15 protein-coding genes are annotated in these 20,446 nt (G+C 38.0%); 4 read left to right on the forward strand and 11 right to left on the reverse strand.

What is annotated here, in order from left to right; genetic code table 11:
* Positions 1 to 108 precede the first annotated feature (108 nt).
* The 11 genes from FLJC2902T_RS07600 to FLJC2902T_RS07655 all read right to left on the reverse strand — a co-directional run bounded on the left by FLJC2902T_RS07600 (position 109) and on the right by FLJC2902T_RS07655 (position 16,798).
* Entirely contained in the window at positions 109 to 2,334 is a 2,226-nt protein-coding gene (locus tag FLJC2902T_RS07600) for an ATP-binding response regulator (protein ID WP_023579218.1), read from the reverse strand.
* Positions 2,335 to 2,452: 118 nt separating this feature from the next.
* Positions 2,453 to 4,144, reverse strand: coding sequence for an energy-dependent translational throttle protein EttA (gene ettA / locus FLJC2902T_RS07605; protein ID WP_023579219.1), 1,692 nt, complete (start codon positions 4,142 to 4,144; stop codon positions 2,453 to 2,455).
* Positions 4,145 to 4,629: 485 nt separating this feature from the next.
* Positions 4,630 to 5,853: a DUF481 domain-containing protein gene (locus FLJC2902T_RS07615; protein ID WP_023579220.1), complete on the reverse strand. Its 1,224-nt coding sequence runs from the start codon at positions 5,851 to 5,853 to the stop codon at positions 4,630 to 4,632.
* Positions 5,854 to 6,222: 369 nt separating this feature from the next.
* Positions 6,223 to 7,533 carry an OprO/OprP family phosphate-selective porin gene (locus tag FLJC2902T_RS07620; protein WP_023579221.1) on the reverse strand — a complete coding sequence of 437 codons (1,311 nt, stop codon included), beginning with the start codon at positions 7,531 to 7,533 and terminating at the stop codon, positions 6,223 to 6,225.
* Between the two features lie 45 nt (positions 7,534 to 7,578).
* Positions 7,579 to 9,003: an aspartate ammonia-lyase gene (locus FLJC2902T_RS07625; RefSeq protein WP_035678020.1), complete on the reverse strand. Its 1,425-nt coding sequence runs from the start codon at positions 9,001 to 9,003 to the stop codon at positions 7,579 to 7,581.
* Between the two features lie 97 nt (positions 9,004 to 9,100).
* Entirely contained in the window at positions 9,101 to 10,177 is a 1,077-nt protein-coding gene (locus FLJC2902T_RS07630) for a type II asparaginase (RefSeq protein WP_051364328.1), read from the reverse strand.
* 33 nt (positions 10,178 to 10,210) lie between these two features.
* Positions 10,211 to 11,416, reverse strand: a complete 1,206-nt coding sequence (locus tag FLJC2902T_RS07635; protein ID WP_023579224.1) for a DcaP family trimeric outer membrane transporter — start codon at positions 11,414 to 11,416, stop codon at positions 10,211 to 10,213.
* A 395-nt stretch (positions 11,417 to 11,811) separates the two neighbouring features.
* Complete coding sequence (locus tag FLJC2902T_RS07640) at positions 11,812 to 11,988, reverse strand: CAL67264 family membrane protein (RefSeq protein WP_023579226.1); 177 nt, start codon at positions 11,986 to 11,988, stop codon at positions 11,812 to 11,814.
* A 96-nt stretch (positions 11,989 to 12,084) separates the two neighbouring features.
* Positions 12,085 to 12,678 (reverse strand): hypothetical protein, encoded by a 594-nt coding sequence (locus FLJC2902T_RS07645; protein ID WP_023579227.1) that lies wholly within the window; start codon positions 12,676 to 12,678, stop codon positions 12,085 to 12,087.
* A 758-nt stretch (positions 12,679 to 13,436) separates the two neighbouring features.
* On the reverse strand, positions 13,437 to 15,323 hold the full coding sequence (dnaK, locus tag FLJC2902T_RS07650) for a molecular chaperone DnaK (protein ID WP_035677809.1): 1,887 nt from the start codon (positions 15,321 to 15,323) through the stop codon (positions 13,437 to 13,439).
* A 218-nt stretch (positions 15,324 to 15,541) separates the two neighbouring features.
* Positions 15,542 to 16,798, reverse strand: a complete 1,257-nt coding sequence (locus tag FLJC2902T_RS07655; protein WP_023579229.1) for a TPR end-of-group domain-containing protein — start codon at positions 16,796 to 16,798, stop codon at positions 15,542 to 15,544.
* A 142-nt stretch (positions 16,799 to 16,940) separates the two neighbouring features.
* Here FLJC2902T_RS07655 and FLJC2902T_RS07660 point away from each other — a divergent pair, with 142 nt between their 5' ends.
* From FLJC2902T_RS07660 to FLJC2902T_RS16620, 4 genes are all read left to right on the forward strand, one after another.
* Positions 16,941 to 18,362, forward strand: a complete 1,422-nt coding sequence (locus tag FLJC2902T_RS07660) for an L-serine ammonia-lyase (RefSeq protein ID WP_023579230.1) — start codon at positions 16,941 to 16,943, stop codon at positions 18,360 to 18,362.
* Positions 18,363 to 18,392: 30 nt separating this feature from the next.
* A complete protein-coding gene (locus tag FLJC2902T_RS07665) occupies positions 18,393 to 19,745 on the forward strand; it encodes a sigma-54-dependent transcriptional regulator (RefSeq protein WP_023579231.1) in 1,353 nt (450 codons plus the stop codon).
* A 257-nt stretch (positions 19,746 to 20,002) separates the two neighbouring features.
* On the forward strand, positions 20,003 to 20,284 hold the full coding sequence (locus FLJC2902T_RS07675; RefSeq protein ID WP_023579233.1) for a DUF7674 family protein: 282 nt from the start codon (positions 20,003 to 20,005) through the stop codon (positions 20,282 to 20,284).
* Between the two features lie 84 nt (positions 20,285 to 20,368).
* Positions 20,369 to 20,446, forward strand: coding sequence for a potassium-transporting ATPase subunit F (locus tag FLJC2902T_RS16620; protein ID WP_155958882.1), 78 nt, complete (start codon positions 20,369 to 20,371; stop codon positions 20,444 to 20,446).

Consider the following 20,446-nt stretch of genomic DNA (forward strand, 5'->3'; position numbering starts at 1 on the left):
GTAATGAATCGGGATTAGTATTCATAACATAATTAATTAACCGTAAAATTTTCCGATAATTGAGGATTTTGCGGTTTTTTTTGTCTACACCATTCTCTAAAAAACAGTTTACTTTTTTGCTTTTGAAGCCTCAACTTTTTTATCCGAAAGCAGGACAATCATACGGTACAAATAGTTAGGATCAAACGGTTTTACGATGACTTCGTTCATTTTTGACGCAACAATCTGCTCCATGATTTCCTGTTTGTCAAAAGCAGTAACAGCAATTATCGGAGTGTTTACCCCCATTTTCCGTATAAGTTTGGATGTATCAAAACCATTTATTTTCGGCATATTGATGTCCATCAGGATCACATCAAAAGTTTGATCTTCCAATATTTTAACAGCCTCGTAACCGTCATCCACAATCACACTTTCAAAATGACGGATATCCAATATTTTCTTGGTTACAATCTGGTTAATCTTATTGTCTTCAACCACTAAAATCTTATAGGTATGTTCCTCAGAGAAATCAACTTCCAGGTTTTTAAGTAAGTCAATACGGTGATTTTCATCGGTATCAAAACCAATGGTAAATGTCATTTTGGTTCCGATATTTTCTTCGCTTTCACAATGAATTTCACTTCCAAATAATGAAATCAACTGTTTAACTATGGACAACCCTAAACCGGTTCCCTGATAATCATCTTCTTTTCGTTCAATCTGGACAAATTTTTCAAATATTTTCTTCTGATGTTCTTTTGCTATTCCGATTCCGTTATCGATGACGTTGAACGTTATAAAACAAAAAGAAGCCTCATTCCGTTCCAGTTTGGCACATATTTTAACCTCACCATCATTAGTGAATTTCAGCGAATTACTGATCAGATTCATAAAAATCTGAGACAATCGAACCTTATCGGTAATTATAAACTCGGGGATACTGTCGTCTACCTCCAGTACCAATCGGTTATTGTTCTTTACTGCCAAAAACTGTAAACTCTCTACAATGGAATTCAATTCGTCGGCAAGATTGAAGATCGTATTCTCCAGAACAATTTTCTTTTCTTCGATTTTATACACCTGAAGAATATCATTAACCAGTGAAAGCAGGTATTTCGCTGAAAACTTCAATGATTTCAGATAAGTACTGTTTTTAAGTTCTTTATGCTCATCAGCAATCATCTCTGCAATGCCGACCACTCCATACAGCGGGGTCCGAAGTTCATGAGTGATTGTGGAAATAAATTGGGATTTTAACAATGAAGCCTCTTCCGCCTGTTCTTTGGCAATCATCAATTCTTCATTAGCCGCTTTCAGTTCCTTATTGGATTTTTTTCGGAGCGCATTATTTTTGTAAAGCGTATATACCAGCAAAAGAAGGATGAAAAATATGAAAATGAACATAACCACAATTAATCGGGTTTGTTTTAACCTGTCCATCTGCACAAGTTTTTCGTTTTCAATTTTATCAATTTCTCTTTTATATTCGTCTAATGCGATATGGGACCCTTCAAGATTTACTTCATCAATTCGCGCCTGATTATAGATTTTACTTTTTAACTCACTATGTTTTTCCAGGTACAGGTATGCGTTTTTATAATCCTTTCTTTTAAAATAATAATTTGAGACGTCATCATATAACTCGGCTACGTTTGTTTCAAGGAATTCAACATTATTAGTTTCGCAAACCCTTAGAGCTTTTTTAAAAGCGGCTTCAGCTCTGGAAAAATCATTATTGTGGGTGTAATAAGAACCGTATAAGGAATTCATGGAAAGTGTGGCTTCCATCTGATTAATCTCTTCAACAAAGGGTTCTGCAGCTTTTAAATAAGGGAAACCGGTAGCATATTCTTCCTTTGCAAAGTATGCCGAAGCTATATTCAGATTTGTGAAAGCTATTTCCGTTGTATCCTTAATTTTTTTGGCATAAAAGAGCGCTTTCTTATAGGACTGAACACCCTTGCTGAAATTTATTTTTCTGTAACAATACAGATTTCCCAAGTTGTTATGAAGCCATCCCTTTAAAGTGTCGTTTGTAGTGAGATTGGCAAATTGTAATCCTTTGGAATAAAAAACAGTAGCTTTTTTATAATCCGAAAACTCCTCAAAGTTCAACCCGATCAGGTTATAGGCTCGGGCAATTAACTGATTGTCATCAATTTTATATGCCGCATTTAATGCTTTTTTGGCATACGATAATGATTCATTTGTTTCTAAATTATTAAAATGTTGTCCTGATTTTGACAAAAGATTTAAAACGCTCTTACGTTCCACCGCTTCAGATTGGGCAAACGCCAACTGAAAATTCAGCAGAAAAAAATAAAGTAAGAATTTTATCGTATTTACTCTCATCAAAAGTTTTAATATGTTAATTTACTAAACCTAAATCAAATAACATCAATAAAATCTAAGAAAAAAAATAAATTTTGTTAAAAAAATACGCGACCTCATGGGCCGCGTATTTTAGTAATTATCCTCTGATAAGTTTTTTATATTTGATTCGGGTTGGAGCAACATCCCCCAAACGTTTTTTACGGTTTTCCTCATAATCTGAGAAACCTCCCTCAAAGAAATATACCTGAGAATCGCCTTCAAAGGCTAAAATATGTGTACAGATTCTGTCCAGGAACCAACGGTCGTGAGAAATAACCACGGCACATCCGGCGAAATTCTCCAAACCTTCCTCTAAAGCACGAAGGGTATTGATGTCCAGATCATTTGTTGGCTCATCCAGCAACAATACGTTTCCTTCTTCTTTCAGCGTCATGGCCAGGTGCAAACGGTTACGCTCTCCTCCGGAAAGTGTGGCTACTTTTTTATTCTGTTCGCTTCCGCCGAAGTTGAATCGGGATAAATACGCTCTTGAATTCACCTGACGACCTCCCATCATGATCAATTCCTGACCATCACAGAAGTTTTCCCAGATGGATTTATTCGGATCAATATTGGAATGCGACTGGTCAACATAAGCAATCTTAACCGTATCTCCGGTAGCAAATTCTCCGCTGTCCGGTTGCAATTCATCCATGATCATTTTGAAGATAGTAGTCTTACCGGCACCATTCGGACCAATAATTCCAACAATACCCGCCTGTGGCAAGGTGAAGTTCAAATCGTCATATAACAATTTGTCTCCGTAACCTTTGGCAACATGCTTGGCTTCAATAACATTTGTTCCTAAACGTGGTCCGTTCGGGATGTATAATTCTAATTTTTCGTCAAGTTCTTTTTGATCTTCGTTTAATAACTTATCGTAGTTCTGTAAACGCGCTTTTTGTTTTGTCTGACGTCCTTTGGCACCCTGGCGAACCCATTCCAGCTCACGCTCCAATGTTTTACGACGTTTGGAAGCTGTTTTTTCCTCCAAAGCCATTCTGCTTGATTTCTGATCCAACCAAGACGAATAATTTCCTTTCCACGGAATACCTTCACCTCTGTCTAATTCCAAAATCCATCCCGCAACATTATCAAGGAAATAACGGTCGTGCGTTACTGCGATTACCGTTCCTGCATATTGCGACAAATGCTGCTCTAACCACAATACCGACTCGGCATCCAAGTGGTTGGTAGGCTCGTCCAGTAACAATACATCCGGTTGCTGTAATAGTAAACGACATAAAGCTACACGACGTTTTTCTCCTCCTGAAAGCACATTGATTGGCGTATCAGAATCCGGACAACGAAGCGCATCCATCGCGATTTCCAATTTAGTATCGATTTCCCATGCACCATGAGCATCGATTTTATCCTGAAGATCTGCCTGGCGGTCCATTAGTTTCTGCATCTTATCGGCATCTTCATAGACTTCCGGAAGACCGAACATATCGTTTATTTTATTGAACTCGTCCAAAATCGCCATGGTTTCGGCAACGCCTTCGCGTACTACTTCAATAACGGTTTTGGTTTCATCCAGATGCGGCTCCTGCTCTAAATAACCAACGGTGTAATTTGGCGCGAACACCACATCACCCTGGTAGTTTTTATCTACACCCGCAATAATTTTCAATAGTGACGATTTACCCGAACCGTTCAAACCAAGTATACCGATTTTGGCTCCGTAGAAAAAACTCAGATAAATGTCTTTTAAAACCTGCTTATTCGTACTGGAGTAAGTCTTGCTTACTTTCGACATCGAAAAAATCACTTTCTTATCGTCTGACATATTTTATTGTTTGTTATTATTTTATTTTTAAAAGCTACCGACAAAGATAACTTTAAATAAAGGAATTTAAAAGCGATTTTGCAACTCTGTATTTACATTTTCGGGGAATTTAAACCTTTAATCTGCATTAGAAACAGGATAAATTAATTTCATGCAGATTTCGCAGATTTGCGCAGATTACATTTTTTATAAAAACGTAGTGAAAATCTGTTTTATCTGTTAGATCAGCAAAATTTCTTTCCGCAGTAGCGAGATTTCTTTCTGCAGTAGCGAGATTTCTTTCCGCAGTAGCGAGTTTTCTCTCCGCAATAGCGAGATTTCTTTCCGCAGTAGCGAGTTTTCTCTCCGCAATAGCGAGATTTCTTTCCGCAATAGGGAGATTTCTCTCCGCAGTAGTGAGTTTTCTTTCCGCAATAGCGAGATTTCTCACCGCAATAGGGAGATTTCTCTCCGCAGTAGCGAGATTTCTTTCCGCAGTAAATTTTTTACTTCAGTTCCAATATAAGAGACAATTCTGTTCCGCTATCCTCTTTTGTGCTTTTTCCGACTATGTTCTTATTATCGTAATTATAATAAAAAGTGAACTGTATTTTGAAATTATTTATTATTTCCCAAGTAAGATCTGCACTCATATCAAAACGATATCGGTCTTTTTCGGTAATTCCCACATAAGAGCCCAATTTAAATGTAGAGGAAAGATTCGGACTTATAAAACTGTACACAGAATGTTGCAACGTTACAGGCCATTCACTGTTTGACACTAATTTATCCGTTTCTATGGTGTCTTCAAAATTCTGTAAAAAACCTGTGAATAACAGCAACCTCTGGCGTTCGGTAATTACAAGATTATTTCCGATTCCGAAACCAAACGATAATTTTGCATCGATACCCAATTCGTCATTTCGGTTAAAAGAATTCGCCTGATACAGCACCCATTTTTTGTGTAACGAATAAAACTCCTGCAAATTTTCCTGAATTCTCACCGAGTAATCCGAACTTTCCGTTGAAGTCGCGATATAAGAGAAATTGTTAACAAACCGCCATCGTGAAATGACATAAAAAAGGTTACTTTCGGCACTGACACGTAATACTTCAGACGACTTTGAATAACTTACCCCCGCTCCTATATCGCCTTTAAATCCCTCATACCATTTTTCTTCAAGAGGAAAAATTCTTAAAATATCTTCAAACTTAATTATTGTTCCTTTTGGCGCAACAGTTTCTCCTGACCCGGCTGTTTCACTTAACCCGTCTGTTTCACTTGACTTGATTTTTTCTCCCGAATCGGTTAAAACAATTATTTCACCCATAATTTGAGACTGGGTTATTTTCCCGATAAAAATTTCCCCGTAAATACTTTCTACTTTATATATTTTACTTCCGCCGTCAATAGAATATATTTTGTGCCATTTTATGGAAACAATACCGGGTCCCTGCGCATCAAAACTCAATCGGCCTTGTTGGAACGACAAAATTTTACCGGTTAACCTGTCTCCGTTTTTCAGATGTAAAATATCCGGCGTAAAGGCCTCTTTTCTGATTTTCTTATCTTTTTTGGAAATCGTTGTATCTACCTCAACATTTTTCAGGAGTGTATCCTGCGCTATCGAAGGAAGGGAATCAATTTTATTTTTTTCAGGAATTTGGGCATACAAATACATTGGAAAGACCAGAAATGTAATTATCAGTTCTTTTAAATATTTAGACATGCCATTTTTTGTTAAACAGACTTCAGTAGTTCGTATGATTTTACATTAACCTAAAAATCTAGGTACGTTCATTCGATTTTTAGATTGTTCAATTTTTTTGAGGGCGTGCCCCGCCTCCATACTTCCGGCGGGTCGGGCTATCCGTTGCAAGTCCTCTCTGCGCTTCGCTCCGTTGCGGGCTTTCCACTGCTATCCCTCACGCGACATGAAGAAATCAACAAAATTGGTTCATCAAAGGCAAAAAATTATCCTCACATTTTATCAATCATTCAAAAACCTGCCGGGTAAATAAATACGCAACAGGCTCCTTTACTGATTTTTTTTAGAGCGAATGAAAAACGGTTTACTTTTAAATTAAACTCCAACCTCTTACAACATTAGCAATACTCGGCTTTGAAAAAAGTTAGTGACACCTTGTTGATTATCTTTATCCAAAACTCCATATCCGTAAGCAAAATAGAATCGGATATTTTCAGAAAGATACCAGTTAACCATCGGTGTAATCCTCCAAAATTCACCACCAGTTAATGTTCCATCATTAAGATCAAGAGAAGAAAAACGAAGTATTGCTTCCCAACCACCGTATCCTCCTTCAAAAACAGATTTTTTTGGTTTAAGGAATGTAAATATCCCAGGGTTACTCAAATAAGGTCTTACTTCTCCTGTAATCGAGTAAGCCAAAAACACTTCACCTCCCTTGAATATCGGATTTTTAGTTTCACGCGAATTCATCATATGGAGATTATACTCAGATCCAAAAAGGAAAGCTCCTGACCTGTAATAAAATTCACCTCCAATATGATTTGAGTTATTTACAGAAAACGTTCCTGTATCTACGAAATAAGGTGCTCCATTAGCCTCTGGCCTCGACCTTACCTGCAATTTACCATCTTTAGTTTCCCCATATCTGTAATTAACTCCTATATGCATTACCGGTTTTACAGCATCGGTATAAATAGGCAGATAGCCAATTCTGGAAGCAAATTGCCATTTATATTTTGAAAAACTCTGTTCCTCAGATAAAAAATCATTAAAATAACCAATATTCCAGTTTATTTTTTGTTTTGGAAGAAACCCCATATACTTCACTCCATCTGCCAGTATCGGAATAATATCGATAGCCATGGCTCTTTCCACATGCCACATCGAATATCCGTTCATAACCTTACTGAGTGAATATCCTTCCTTGGTACGTCCTATAAAAATATGTCCTGATAATTTCGGAAATCCAATCATAACACCGCTTTCTCTCACGAGCCAACTCCTGGATGCGCCATCATACATGACCCCTACTTTCCAACTTATATCCCTCTCTGTCTTTAATTTACCCGACATCGTAACCCTAAAATCCCTCACTATAAAGCCTGGAGATAGCTGTACCTGATCTTTACTCTCCTCATCCTGACTGTAAAATGCATGTTCGTACATGAATCCTCCGCCAAACCTCAATGTGGAAAAATCGTTTTCGAATTCATTGGCTCTTGATATTTTTTTTTCAGAAGCAATTGTATCCTTTTCCTTAAAAACTTCTCCCTCAGTCCCATCCAGAGTCGGTTCTTTTGGTGTAACCTGCGCATACGAAACAAACCCTGTTACCACAAAAAGCAGTGATAACAAGGTTTTTTTTATCCTATTCGATTTTTTTACCTGGCTTTTGCCTTCAATTTCGAGTAATTTCATTGGGACACATTTTATTTTCGGATCTCTCCAAAACAAATTCCACAACTATTTTTTCTGCTGTCCGGTCATAGTAGCCGGATCCAACAATTTCTTAATCTGATCTTCGGTAAGCAATTTCTTTTCACGGATTAGTTCAAGAATACCTTTATTGGTTTCCAATGCTTCCTTGGCCAATTCTGTTGTTTTTTCATAACCAAGAACCGGATTAAGAGCGGTAACAATACCGACACTGCGCTCCATGTAATATTTCAATACTTTTTCGTTGGCTGTGATTCCGTCGATACAATTTTTACGGAATAACGGCATCGATTTGTAGAACAAGGCTTGTGATTCCATGATAGCAACCGCAACCACGGGTTCATAGGCATTTAACTGTAAAAGTCCGTCCTGCGATGCGAACGTAACCGTTACATCATTCCCTATCGCTTTAAAACAAATCTGATTCATCAATTCCGGCATTACAGGATTCACTTTTCCCGGCATAATTGAGGAACCGGGCTGTAGTGCCGGCAAATTGATTTCGAAAATACCGGTACGCGGACCAGTTGCAAGGAAAATCAAATCGCTGCTGATTTTAGATAAGGTAACCGCTAAGTTTTTCATTGCCGAAGAATACATCACAAAGGCCTGCATACTGCTTGTTGCGGAAATAAGATCTTTAGCTGTTGTAATCGGTTTACCTGTAATTTTTGCGAGTTGGGCAGAACATTTTTCTGCATAGCCCGGGGTTGCCGTTAAGCCGGTACCAATCGCTGTGGCTCCCATATTCACTTCATACAGATACTCTTCCGATTTACGCAACGCTTCAATGGCGGCATCAATCTGGTAACCAAAGGCATGAAACTCCTGCCCCAATGTCATGGGAACGGCATCCTGACCTTCCGTACGCCCCATTTTTAAAAGTTTGCCGAACTCATCCCCTTTTTTATGGAAAGACTGTGATAATAACTTTGCTTCTTTTATAAGTTTATCGTTATGCAATATCAATGCTATGTGGATGGCCGTGGGATACACATCGTTTGTAGACTGTCCCATGTTTAAATCGTCATGAGGTTCAATGTACTGGTATTCCCCCTTCTTCTTCCCCATCATCTCAAGGGCGATGTTCGCCAAAACCTCATTCGCATTCATGTTGGCTGATGTTCCGGCTCCTCCCTGATACAAATCGGTCAGAAATTGGTCGTGATACTTTCCGTCCATTACTGCTTGGCAGGCTTTTTCTATGGCCGCAAGTCTGTCTTTTTTCATTCGGCCCACCTCACCGTTGGCTCTGGCGGCTGCCAGCTTTACTATGGCGTAGGCTTTTACATAGTCGGGATAAAAGTTCGTTTTTACTCCGCTGACCTGAAAATTTTCCAATGCTCTTAGGGTTTGTACTCCGTAGTAAGCATCAGCGGGAATCTGCTTTTCTCCCAACAAATCTTTTTCTGTTCGAACTTGGGCATTTGCATATTGTAATGTGATTCCCATTAACAATATGAGACAGTTATATTTTACTTTTTTCATGATATTTTATTTTGAAATCTGAATACTGTTTAAAACATTCAACACACATCTGCTTATTCCTTTAGTACTCAAAGAAGTATTGCTGTAATTGTTTTTTGTCTTTGGTTTTGGTTAAACCGATCATCAGTAAAATACGGGCCTTTTGAGGATTTAGGTCATCACTTACAATGGTTCCCAACTTATCATCATCCACCTCATCCTTAAGTACAACACGACCGGAAACACATCTTGTGGCTCTGCAAACCACCACGCCTTTTTTCACGGCGGCATCAATAGCATCGTAATACGCTTTGTTGAAATTTCCGTTTCCTACTCCTGCTATAACAATTCCGTCCACTTTTTCATTCACTAAAGCGTTTATCAGTGAGGGATTTGCATCGGCATACATATACACAATCTCAACACGCGGCATTTTAGTCACACCTGAAATATCAAACGGGGTATTTTTATCTGATTTACGCGCTGACTCCTGATAATAAACCGGTTTTGCATCATATACCTGTCCGATCGGGCCGGCATTTGGAGCGGTATAGGCCTCCATATGAGTGGAACTTGTTTTTACGATATCCCTTCCGTCAAAGATGCTTTCCGAGAATACTACGATCGGACCTCTTCCTTTACTTTTCGGACTGGCAGCCACCACAACGGCATCAAACAGATTTTTGGGTCCGTCGGCACTGATTGCTGTTGCTGCGCGCATTGATCCTGTAAATACAACGGGTTTATCGCTGCGAAGTGTCAGATTAAGGAAAAAAGAAGTTTCCTCCTGTGTGTCTGTTCCGTGGGTAATTACAACAGCATCCGCTTCATTCTTACTGAATATCTCATTGATGCGTTTGTTCAGTTTCATCCAGATTTCAATACTCATATCCTGGCTTCCTATACTGGAAATCTGCTCACCGGTAACCGTCGCATACTTATGGATTTGCGGAACGGCACTTAATAACTGATCTATCGGAAGCGCTCCGGCCTTATAACCGGCTTGGTCTGCAGCAGCACCTGCTCCCGCAATCGTTCCTCCTGTAGCAAGAATTTTTACACGTGGTAAATTTTGTGCCTGGGCACTGAATACAAAAAACAAACCTAACACGAAGGCCATTAGTTTTGTATTAACCGATGAGATTATAGTCGTTTTCATTATAGAATAATTTATTAGTTGATTACTAGTGTTTTACTGATTTTTTTTATAGAAAATTTCACTGAAGTTGTATTTAAAGGAGAATTGAATTTTTGTTATGGAAGCATCAATAAGATCAGGATCAGCTCCTGTATTAAAATTGGTACGATCACCCCATTGAAGTTCAACACCCATCATTGCATTCTTTACCGGGTAATACATTAAATTGGCTGCTATGTACTGTCCCTTACTGAAGGCGTCATCAGATTGTCCGTTAGAGTTATCAATATCAATCATAGAATAACCAATCGCAGTGCTGAATTTATCATTCCAGTTATGATCAATAAATGCTGAAATCCCCGTAACAGGTAAAGCAACACCTTCTAAAGTACCATCAGAATTAACTTCAACTCCGATATCTTCCGGAGCGTCATTCATGTAGTTTTCTACTCCTTCACCATAAAGAACAGATCCTCTGAAAACCGTACTTTTTCCAAATTTCAAATTGGTACTCAGGTTAAGTCCCCAGCCGAGAACCTCATCACTAAAATCATTACCGTCTGTGGTATCTGTATCTTCCCATTGAATACTTCTTGCAATTCCCGCTATTTCCACATAACCAAATTTGGCTGCATGGCGATACTCAAACGATAAATCCGGAAGAGGAAAACGGGGTGCGAGATCGTCAGGAATACGATCTGAATAAGGTCCTTGGTCAGCACTGGCTCCTGGTCTTTCCAAAGCGAAGGTCAAACGTGTATCCCCTTGAATCGGCATGTAACGAATCTGAACGTTTCGGTAGAAAGCCATACCGGTGGGACCCCAGTACTCCACTGTGTTCGGAAACACATCTATGTCCATAAACGGGCTCCAAGTCTGTCCAACTCCGAACTTACCCAACTCTGCGTAAGCATGACGCAGACGCATAGTGGTTTGTCCTGCATCTACACCTGTCCCGAACATTTCAAATTCAAATTGGGTTTTTAGCTCACCCATCGGAGTATCAAAATAGTTCTTAAAGCCTAATCGGGTCTGACGAACCGAAAAATAAGTATTCCCGTCTGTACCATACTGATTTTCAACTGTCGGTAACTTGGTTGGTCTCACTACATCATACCAATCCGGATGAATTTGATCAAAATTATACCCGGCATCCATCATAATGAAGCCGTAAATTTCCATACTTTTCTTAGGTTCATCCTGTGCATGCAAAGTAACTGCACATAAAAAGAACGCTATAATTGTAAAAATGTTCCTCATGATTTTAGGTTTTGATTAAAAGATTAGCGGATTAAATGTATGATTTTTTTTAAAAATTTAACATATATATTCGGTCAAACCCAGTTTTAATCGATAATAAGTAAAATATTATGAATAAAAAGAGACTTCAACTAACAGGTAAATAAAATCATTATGATTCGAATCATAATGATTTTCATTTTATGTAAAGCACCGTTTTGAGTGTATCCGAAACATTCACTACATATACTTACAAATAGCAGCGAGAAATGTAATTTCGGATACAGTAATTCATTGATATAAGAGAAAACAAAAACCATCAGAAAACAAAAAAGCTATTACTCTACGCAATAGCTTATTGTTTTAAAATCTAAAAATAGTATACCGTTTCTAATACGCTCTTCTTAATTCTTTCCTTATACTCTACCTTTCAATGCATTAAAAACCCATGCGATAGAAAAGAATCCGATACCCACAGCACCAAAACCCCATCCTGCAACGTCTGCATAACGGTACACCGCAAGACCAATCAGTATGCAACCCATAATAACCATGATTAACGTTGCCCATCCTAAAACTGTATTTTTGTTCATCATAATTTCTGCTTTTCGAATTTGATTTGAGGACTGTAAATATCGTCAATTTTATATAAAAAAACCAGTGGGTTGTTTCCACTGGTCTAATTCCTATTATTTTTTCTTACCTCCTGCCAACACATACTTTTTGGTAACCGGATCATAAGTATATTTATTTTCCGCTTTGCCTTTCAGTATTGCATCACCATTGGGTAACAATTTAAACTCCGATCCCTCACTTCGTTTTCTTTGCTGGGTCTCTGAAACCTCTTTTGATGCATCCAGGAACACTTTTTCGGTGATATTCGTAGTGGTTTGCGTGTTTGCAGCTACCTGTGTCTTTGTGGATACCTCCCAAATTTCAGAAACGACACTGGTTATATCTTCCGTTTTTAAATTGGTTTTAACGGTTCCTTTTTCAATCCATGAAATGTAATATAACTGCGTATCTTTAGCTTTAAAACTTGTTATTTTACATTCTGATAATTTTCGTTTGGCGTCTATCGGACGGGTAAAAAGAACTTCTTTTTTACCTCCCTCGTTCAGGTATAAGTGAAACTCATTTTTAACCAGTTCGGCGGAAAGATTATCCGTTTTGGCTAAAACTTCAGAAGTCGTTTTTGAATTCGAACCGCTTTTTTTCTTTTTCTGACTGTACCCGACAGTGGTAATCAATGCTAATGCAATTAATAAAAGTGTCTTTTTCATATATGTAAAATTTATTTTTTAGTGGTCATATATGTTATCGCCTTTTTATTTATTGGTGTTTGCCTACGCAAACCTGTTTTTAATGGCGATTTCATAAGTTGTTTATAGGTTACTTGGTTCTGGAAAAATACAATTTTTTTTTACAAAAACAAATATTTTAAAAAATCTAAAACAACAAACACAGATTCCACAGATTTTCACAGATTAATTTAGAAAATTCGTAAAAGCACTTTGAAGCACTATTTTTAAAAAGTCAAGGTAAATGCATAAAAGTAAAACGTTTAATAATTATTATAGCCTTTCTGTCTGCAAGGTTAAAATTAAAAAATAACCACCGATTCGCAGATTAGAAACTTAATGTATATAAATAATCTGCGAATCTGCGGTAAAAATTGAAATAAAAAAACCACGCCGTTAAGCTACCGTCTGGACACAAATATTTAAATAAAATTTTAGCCACGAATTCACTAATTAATTTGTACAAATTAGTGAATTCGTGGCTAAGTTTTTTAATATGGATATGAAATCAGTGCAAATCTTTTCAATGTGCATCATCTGTACACTATTTTTTAGAGATGTGTCCAGACGATAGGCCGTTAAGCGTGGTTTAAAATATAATTGCGAAAGTTAAAATTAAAAATAACCACAGATTCGCAGATTAAAAACTTAATCTATATAAATAATCTGCGAATCTGCGGTAAAAATTGAAATAAAAAACCACGCCGTTAAGCGTGGTTTAAAATATAATTGCGAAAAGATTATTTCACTTCCTCAAAGTCTACATCCTGAGTTGTATCTCCTGAAGCGTCTGCTTGTGGCTGTGCTTCTTGAGTTTGTCCTTCTGCCTGTGCTTTGTACATTTCCTCTGAAGCGTTTTTCCAAGCTTCGTTGATAGCGTCTAAAGCAGGTTGAATTGTAACGATATCTTTAGTTTCGTATGCCGCTTTCAATCCGTCTAAAGCACTTTGGATATTTGCTTTGTTTCCATCAGATAATTTATCTCCGAACTCAGACAATTGTTTTTCCGTTTGGAAAATCATTCCGTCAGCTTCGTTTAATTTATCTACTTTTTCTTTAGCTAATTTGTCTGCCTCCGCGTTCATTTCAGCTTCTTTTTTCATTTTTTCGATTTCTTCCGGAGTTAATCCTGAAGAAGCCTCGATACGAATATCGTGTGATTTACCTGTTCCTTTATCAACTGCTGTTACGTGGATAATACCATTAGCATCGATATCAAAGATTACTTCAATTTGAGGAACTCCTCTTGGTGCAGGCGGAATTCCGTCTAAATGGAAACGACCGATTGTTTTGTTGTCAGCCGCCATGGTACGCTCACCTTGAATTACGTGAATTTCTACTGATGGCTGATTATCTCCTGCTGTAGAGAAAACCTGAGATTTTTTAGTTGGAATAGTAGTATTTGACTCGATTAATTTAGTCATTACACCTCCCATAGTTTCGATACCTAATGAAAGCGGCGTAACGTCTAATAACAATACGTCTTTCACGTCTCCAGTTAATACACCACCTTGGATAGCAGCTCCAATGGCAACTACTTCATCCGGATTAACTCCTTTTGATGGTTTTTTTCCGAAGAATTTCTCAACCTGCTCCTGAATTACAGGAATACGTGTTGAACCTCCTACTAAGATTACTTCGTCGATATCCGATGTTGATAAACCAGCATCTTTTAATGCTTTTGCAACCGGCTCCATAGAACGTTTGATCAAAGAATCAGCCAATTGCTCGAATTTTGCACGAGTTAATGTCTGTACTAAGTGCTTTGGTCCTGTAGCAGTAGCCGTAACGTATGGTAAGTTGATTTCTGTCTGAGCAGAAGATGATAATTCAATTTTAGCTTTTTCAGCAGCTTCTTTCAAACGCTGTAATGCCATTGGGTCTTTACGTAAATCAAGACCTTCAGCAGCATTGAAATCGTTAGCTAACCAATCGATAATTACCTGATCGAAGTCATCACCACCTAAGTGTGTATCTCCGTTTGTAGACAATACTTCGAAAACGCCGTCTCCTAATTCAAGGATAGAAATATCGAACGTACCTCCACCTAAATCGTAAACTGCGATTTTGTGATCGTGGCCTAATTTATCCAAACCGTAAGCCAATGCAGCAGCTGTAGGTTCGTTGATGATTCTGCGTACTTTTAAACCTGCAATTTCACCAGCCTCTTTTGTAGCCTGACGTTGTGCATCGTTAAAGTAAGCCGGAACGGTAATAACCGCTTCTGTAACTGTAGTTCCTAAATAATCTTCAGCCGTTTTTTTCATTTTCTGAAGTACCATTGCTGATAATTCCTGTGGCGTGTAAAGTCTTCCGTCGATATCAACACGTGGGGTATCGTTATCACCTTTAACTACTTTATAAGCTACAGTTGATGCTTCTTTAGCGCTTTCTGTGTATTTATTACCCATGAAACGTTTGATGGAAGCAATAGTTTTTGTTGGATTCGTTACTGCTTGTCTTTTCGCAGGATCACCCACTTTAATTTCGCCACCTTCCACAAATGCAATTACAGACGGTGTTGTTCTTTTTCCTTCGGCATTAGCAATTACAACTGGTTCTCCACCTTCCATTACGGATACGCAAGAGTTTGTTGTTCCTAAGTCGATTCCAATAATCTTACTCATTTTTATAATAGTTTAATTTTAATTCAAAAGTTTAAAACTCGAGATGCAAATGACAATGATTGTGCCAAGAAGAAAAAAAATATAAAATGTCAGATTCCGCCAAAAAACGATTCAAAAAAACTGACAGGATGACATTAATTGACATTTGTCTGAACATAAATAATCGTTAAAACCTATATTTGACATTTAATTTACGACACATTAATGTCATTTTAAGATTAATTATTCCGTAAGATTTCATACTGATACAACATTGGGTTTTCAAATTTCGTTGGGTCCAGATTAAAAGATTTATCATAGGCTTTCCATGGCGAATTGGAAAAGAAAACCAATTTTCCGCCAACAACCGTGGCCAAAGCAGGCTCATCGAATTCCGGTCGGTTATTATCGATAATTTTGAAATCGGAAATCTGGTTGCCATTCAGATTGTACTGAATTACACGAATCGGTTTCACACCGTTGTGAATGGCAAAAAGTGAATTCTCATGAAAAACCAAACCGTCAATCCCTTTTACCGTGGCGCCTTTCGGAAACGTCAGCCAATTTCTGTTTTGCGGATTTTTAACATCTATAACCAAAATCCCTTTCAGATAATCAGCAATAAACAATTTCGATTGGTTTCTATCAAACGTAATTCCCTGCAAATTAAACGCTTCCGATTTCAGATCCAGCCAAACCGAAAGTATATCGCCCGAAATTTTGTAAATCAGCGCTTCGCCACTGTCCGAAACATAAACATCGCCATCTTTTGTAATAACCAAATCGCCAAAAACATGGTTTCCTGCTACCGGAAATCGCTTAACAATTTTTCGGGTTTTGATATCAATTTTCAGGATTTCTGATTGACCTTCCATTTCTTTTGAAAAACCAATCATCTCAGGCATTGCGGTAGTAGCAACCCAAAGGTATTTTTCTTTTGCATCGGCTTTCATGGCAAATACCGAAAAATTACTTTCCGCAAACCAATCCGAACATTGACCGGTTTTAAAATCAAAGGCTACAATTTTCTTTTTTCGGATGCTTGATGCCAGCCAGATTTTCTGATTGGACAAATAGAATAGACTTTCAGGATGCAGATCTTTTTCAGATAGGAAAATAACTTTTTCAGAATGACTTATGATTTTGTTCAGGTCGGCTTTCATCTGAATGACATTCGCAAATCCGGGAGTAGCCTTCAGATTATCAAAATCGGCATCTTTTTCAAAATCGACTTTGTTATTCAACAACACCAATTTTTCCAATACAGTAATCGCTTTTTCGCTTTCATTATTCAATGCGTATGCCGCTGCCAGATTGTAAGTATAGGTTGGATGCGAAGGCCGAAGACTGTCTAATTTCTGAGTGATTTTTAAAAACTGAACGTAATTTTTATTCTTATACGCTTCCGTACTTTCCTTGTAAAGTTCCCTTTGTGATTGCGGAAAACAAACAACTGAAAACAAAAACGTTACTATAATAAACACAATGCTATTCATGATGATTTTTTGATTGACTGCTCAAAAATACTGTTTTAAAACATAAAGTCTGATGTTAAGGTTGTTATAAAAAATCAAACCGTTATGAACTGTCAAATTATAGAATTACCTTTGTCATAAATAATAAATTATAGAATAAATTATGGAATGTATTTCCGTTTTCGATATGCTTAAAATTGGTGTTGGACCTTCAAGTTCACACACTTTAGGCCCGTGGCGTGCTGCCGAACAATTTCTTGCCGAAATCCGCGAACGTAACCTCATCGATAATATTAACCGAATTAAAGTGGATTTATACGGTTCGCTTTCGCTGACAGGAAAAGGACACGCTACCGATTTGGCCGTAATGCTTGGTTTAAGCGGTGCCGATCCGGAATATATCCCTGTGGAAAGCATCGATGTGATTATCACGGCTATAAAAAATAAAAAGGAAATCTTCCTCGGAAACGAAATCATCATTCCTTTCGATTTTGAAAATGATATCGTTTTCAACAAAAACTTCTTACCGTTTCATGCGAATGGTCTGACGTTTACGGTTATCACTGATACTGAAGAATATTCCTCTACCTTCTACTCTATCGGTGGCGGATTCGTGGTGAAGGAAGACCGTGAACATTCGAAAGAAAACAAAGAAATAAAACGCAGTTTCCCATTTCCAATTGATAAAGCGGAAGAACTTCTGACGTATTGCAAAAAAGAAAACAAAAAGATTTCCGAAATCGTATTTGAAAACGAGAAATCAATGCGTTCCGAAGAAGAAATCGATCATGAGTTGATGCGCATCTGGAACACCATGTTAGAATGTATTTACATCGGATGCCATTCGGAAGGAACTTTACCGGGAGGATTGAATGTCCGTCGTCGTGCGTATGACATGCATAAAAATCTTATCGGTGTTTTACCGTATGACAACCCGCAATCGTGGCTGGAAACCATTCGTATGACCGAAGTGAAATTCCGTCAGATATTAAAATGGGTTAGCTGTTTTGCTTTGGCAGTTAACGAAGTAAATGCAGCCCTAGGACGCGTTGTAACAGCACCTACCAATGGAAGCGCCGGTGTTATTCCTGCCGTTTTAATGTATTATATGGTAATTGAAAACCACGAAGCCAACGAAGAACATATCAAACAATTCCTAATGGTTGCCGGTGAAGTGGGCAGTATATTTAAAAAAGGCGCTACCATTTCTGCCGCTATGGGTGGATGTCAGGCCGAAATTGGCGTATCCTCAGCCATGGCAGCAGCAGCCTTATGTGAAGTGATGGGCGGAACTCCGGAACAGGTTCTGGTTGCTGCCGAAATCGCCATGGAACACCATTTAGGTTTAACCTGCGACCCTATTGGCGGTTTGGTTCAGATTCCGTGTATCGAAAGAAATACGATGGGAGCCATCAAAGCCATCAACGCAGCCGAATTAGCTATGGAAACTGATCCGAAAAACGCAAAAGTGCCTTTGGATAAAGTGGTGGATACGATGTGGCAAACCGCAAAAGACATGAATAACAAATACAAAGAAACGTCCGAAGGCGGTTTGGCTGTTGCTGTTAACATGTCGGATTGCTAATTTTACAAAATAATTAAATCCTAATTTTAATTGAAGAAAATCTTAATCATTGACGACGAAGAAAAACTTCGCGGATTGATTGCCCGAATTATACATCTCGAAGGCTTTGAGGTTGTCGAAGCAGGCGATTGTAAATCGGGATTAAAAAAATTGGAGCAAAACAATATTGATGTTGTTTTATGCGATGTCAAACTACCCGATGGTAACGGTGTGGATTTAACCGCAATTATCAAAGACAAAAATCCATCTGTCGAGGTTATTCTGCTTACCGCCTACGGAAATATTCCCGACGGTGTTCAGGCTATAAAAAACGGCGCTTTTGATTATATCGTAAAAGGTGATGATAATAATAAAATCATTCCGCTGCTCCACCGCGCTATAGAAAAAGGAACGCTGACAAAAAGAGTTTCACAGTTGGAAGCGCAATTGGAAACCAAGTTCTCTTTTGACGGGATAATCGGAAACTCAAAAGCATTACAACAAGCTATTGAACTGGCTAAAAAAGTTGCTGTAACCGATACAACAGTGTTGCTAACCGGCGAAACCGGAACCGGAAAAGAAGTTTTCGCGCAGGCGATTCATCAGTCAAGTAACCGAAAAAACAAACATTTTGTGGCCATTAACTGTTCGGCTTTCAGCCATGATTTACTGGAAAGTGAAATGTTCGGACATACTGCCGGAGCGTTTACCGGAGCAACCAAGGACAAAAAAGGGTTGTTCGAAGAGGCAAATAACGGAACCATCTTTCTGGATGAAGTCGGCGAAATGGCACTCGATTTACAGGCGAAATTACTCCGCGTAATTGAAAACGGAGAATTTATCAAAGTGGGTGAAAGCAAGGTTACCAAAGTCGATGTCCGGATAATAACTGCAACGAATCGCGATTTAACAAAAGAGATTGAAGCAGGCCATTTCCGTCAGGATTTATATTACCGTCTTTCAGTTTTTCAAATTAAATTACCTGCATTGCGGGAACGTGTGATTGATATTGAACTTTTGGCAAAATATTTTCTGAATTCTTTCGCTTTAAAAACGAATAAAAAGATAAAATCGATTTCCGATGAGTTTATTCACTTGTTGAAATTGCACACTTGGCCGGGAAATATCCGTGAACTCAAAAATGTTCTGGAGCGCAGTGTGATTTTGGAAACCGGAGATGTACTTCTGCCTGACTGTCTTCCGTTTGAAATCCAACAACTGAAAGATTTCAGCAATACAGATTCCGATAAAACTATGTCTGCATTTTCAATGGCTTCCGCCGAAAAAATTCATATCCAAAAAGTACTGAATTATACAAACCACAATAAAACGGAGACCGCAAGACTGCTCGGAATTGCCCTGACAACCTTATACCGAAAGCTGGAAGAATACAAAATAAGCTAAAAACCCTATCGTTTTGAAAGTACCTACCCTATCGTTTTGATAGGGTTTTTCTTTGGCACAAACTTCATAAAAACCATAAACATCACAGTATGTGAACTTTAAACCTTTTCCTAAAAAAGAGGTTCGCTTTTTGGCATAGAACAGAAAAATAAATTCATGTTTTATGAAATCGCCATTAACCAGAAGTTTACGCAAGCAAACACCGATAAATAAAAAGCGATACTATATATGACTGCTAACAAATAAATTTTACATATATGAAACAGTTTAATGAAAGTCTGGTCAGAAAAATGGAACGCTTGGCCAGCATTACCATCAGCAGTTTGCAGTTGGGCAAAAAGGCAAGAACTAAAAGATGTCTCGCTCTTGCTGATGAGTTACTAAGTAAAGGTAATGAAGAAATGAAAAATGCCATTACCAATGTGTATTTGTACTCGGTTTCGCATTATCTGGAATTGAACCGATATCCGATTTCAAAAATGTTACCGGTTACACTCCGCAATGAATATGTCAAACAGATTAATACTTCAGGAGTATGATGACAGTAGTTTTAACAGTAGTGGGACTGCTTTGTTTTGCAATCCTTTACGCATCAATTTATTATTTCGATAAAATTTAAGTATATGGTAGCTTTATTCATCATAGCCATAGCCGTTTTTGCCTATATCTGTTATGTGTTAGTTAAACCCGAAAAATTTTAA

It is taken from the genome of Flavobacterium limnosediminis JC2902 (assembly GCF_000498535.1).
Lineage (GTDB): Bacteria > Bacteroidota > Bacteroidia > Flavobacteriales > Flavobacteriaceae > Flavobacterium > Flavobacterium limnosediminis.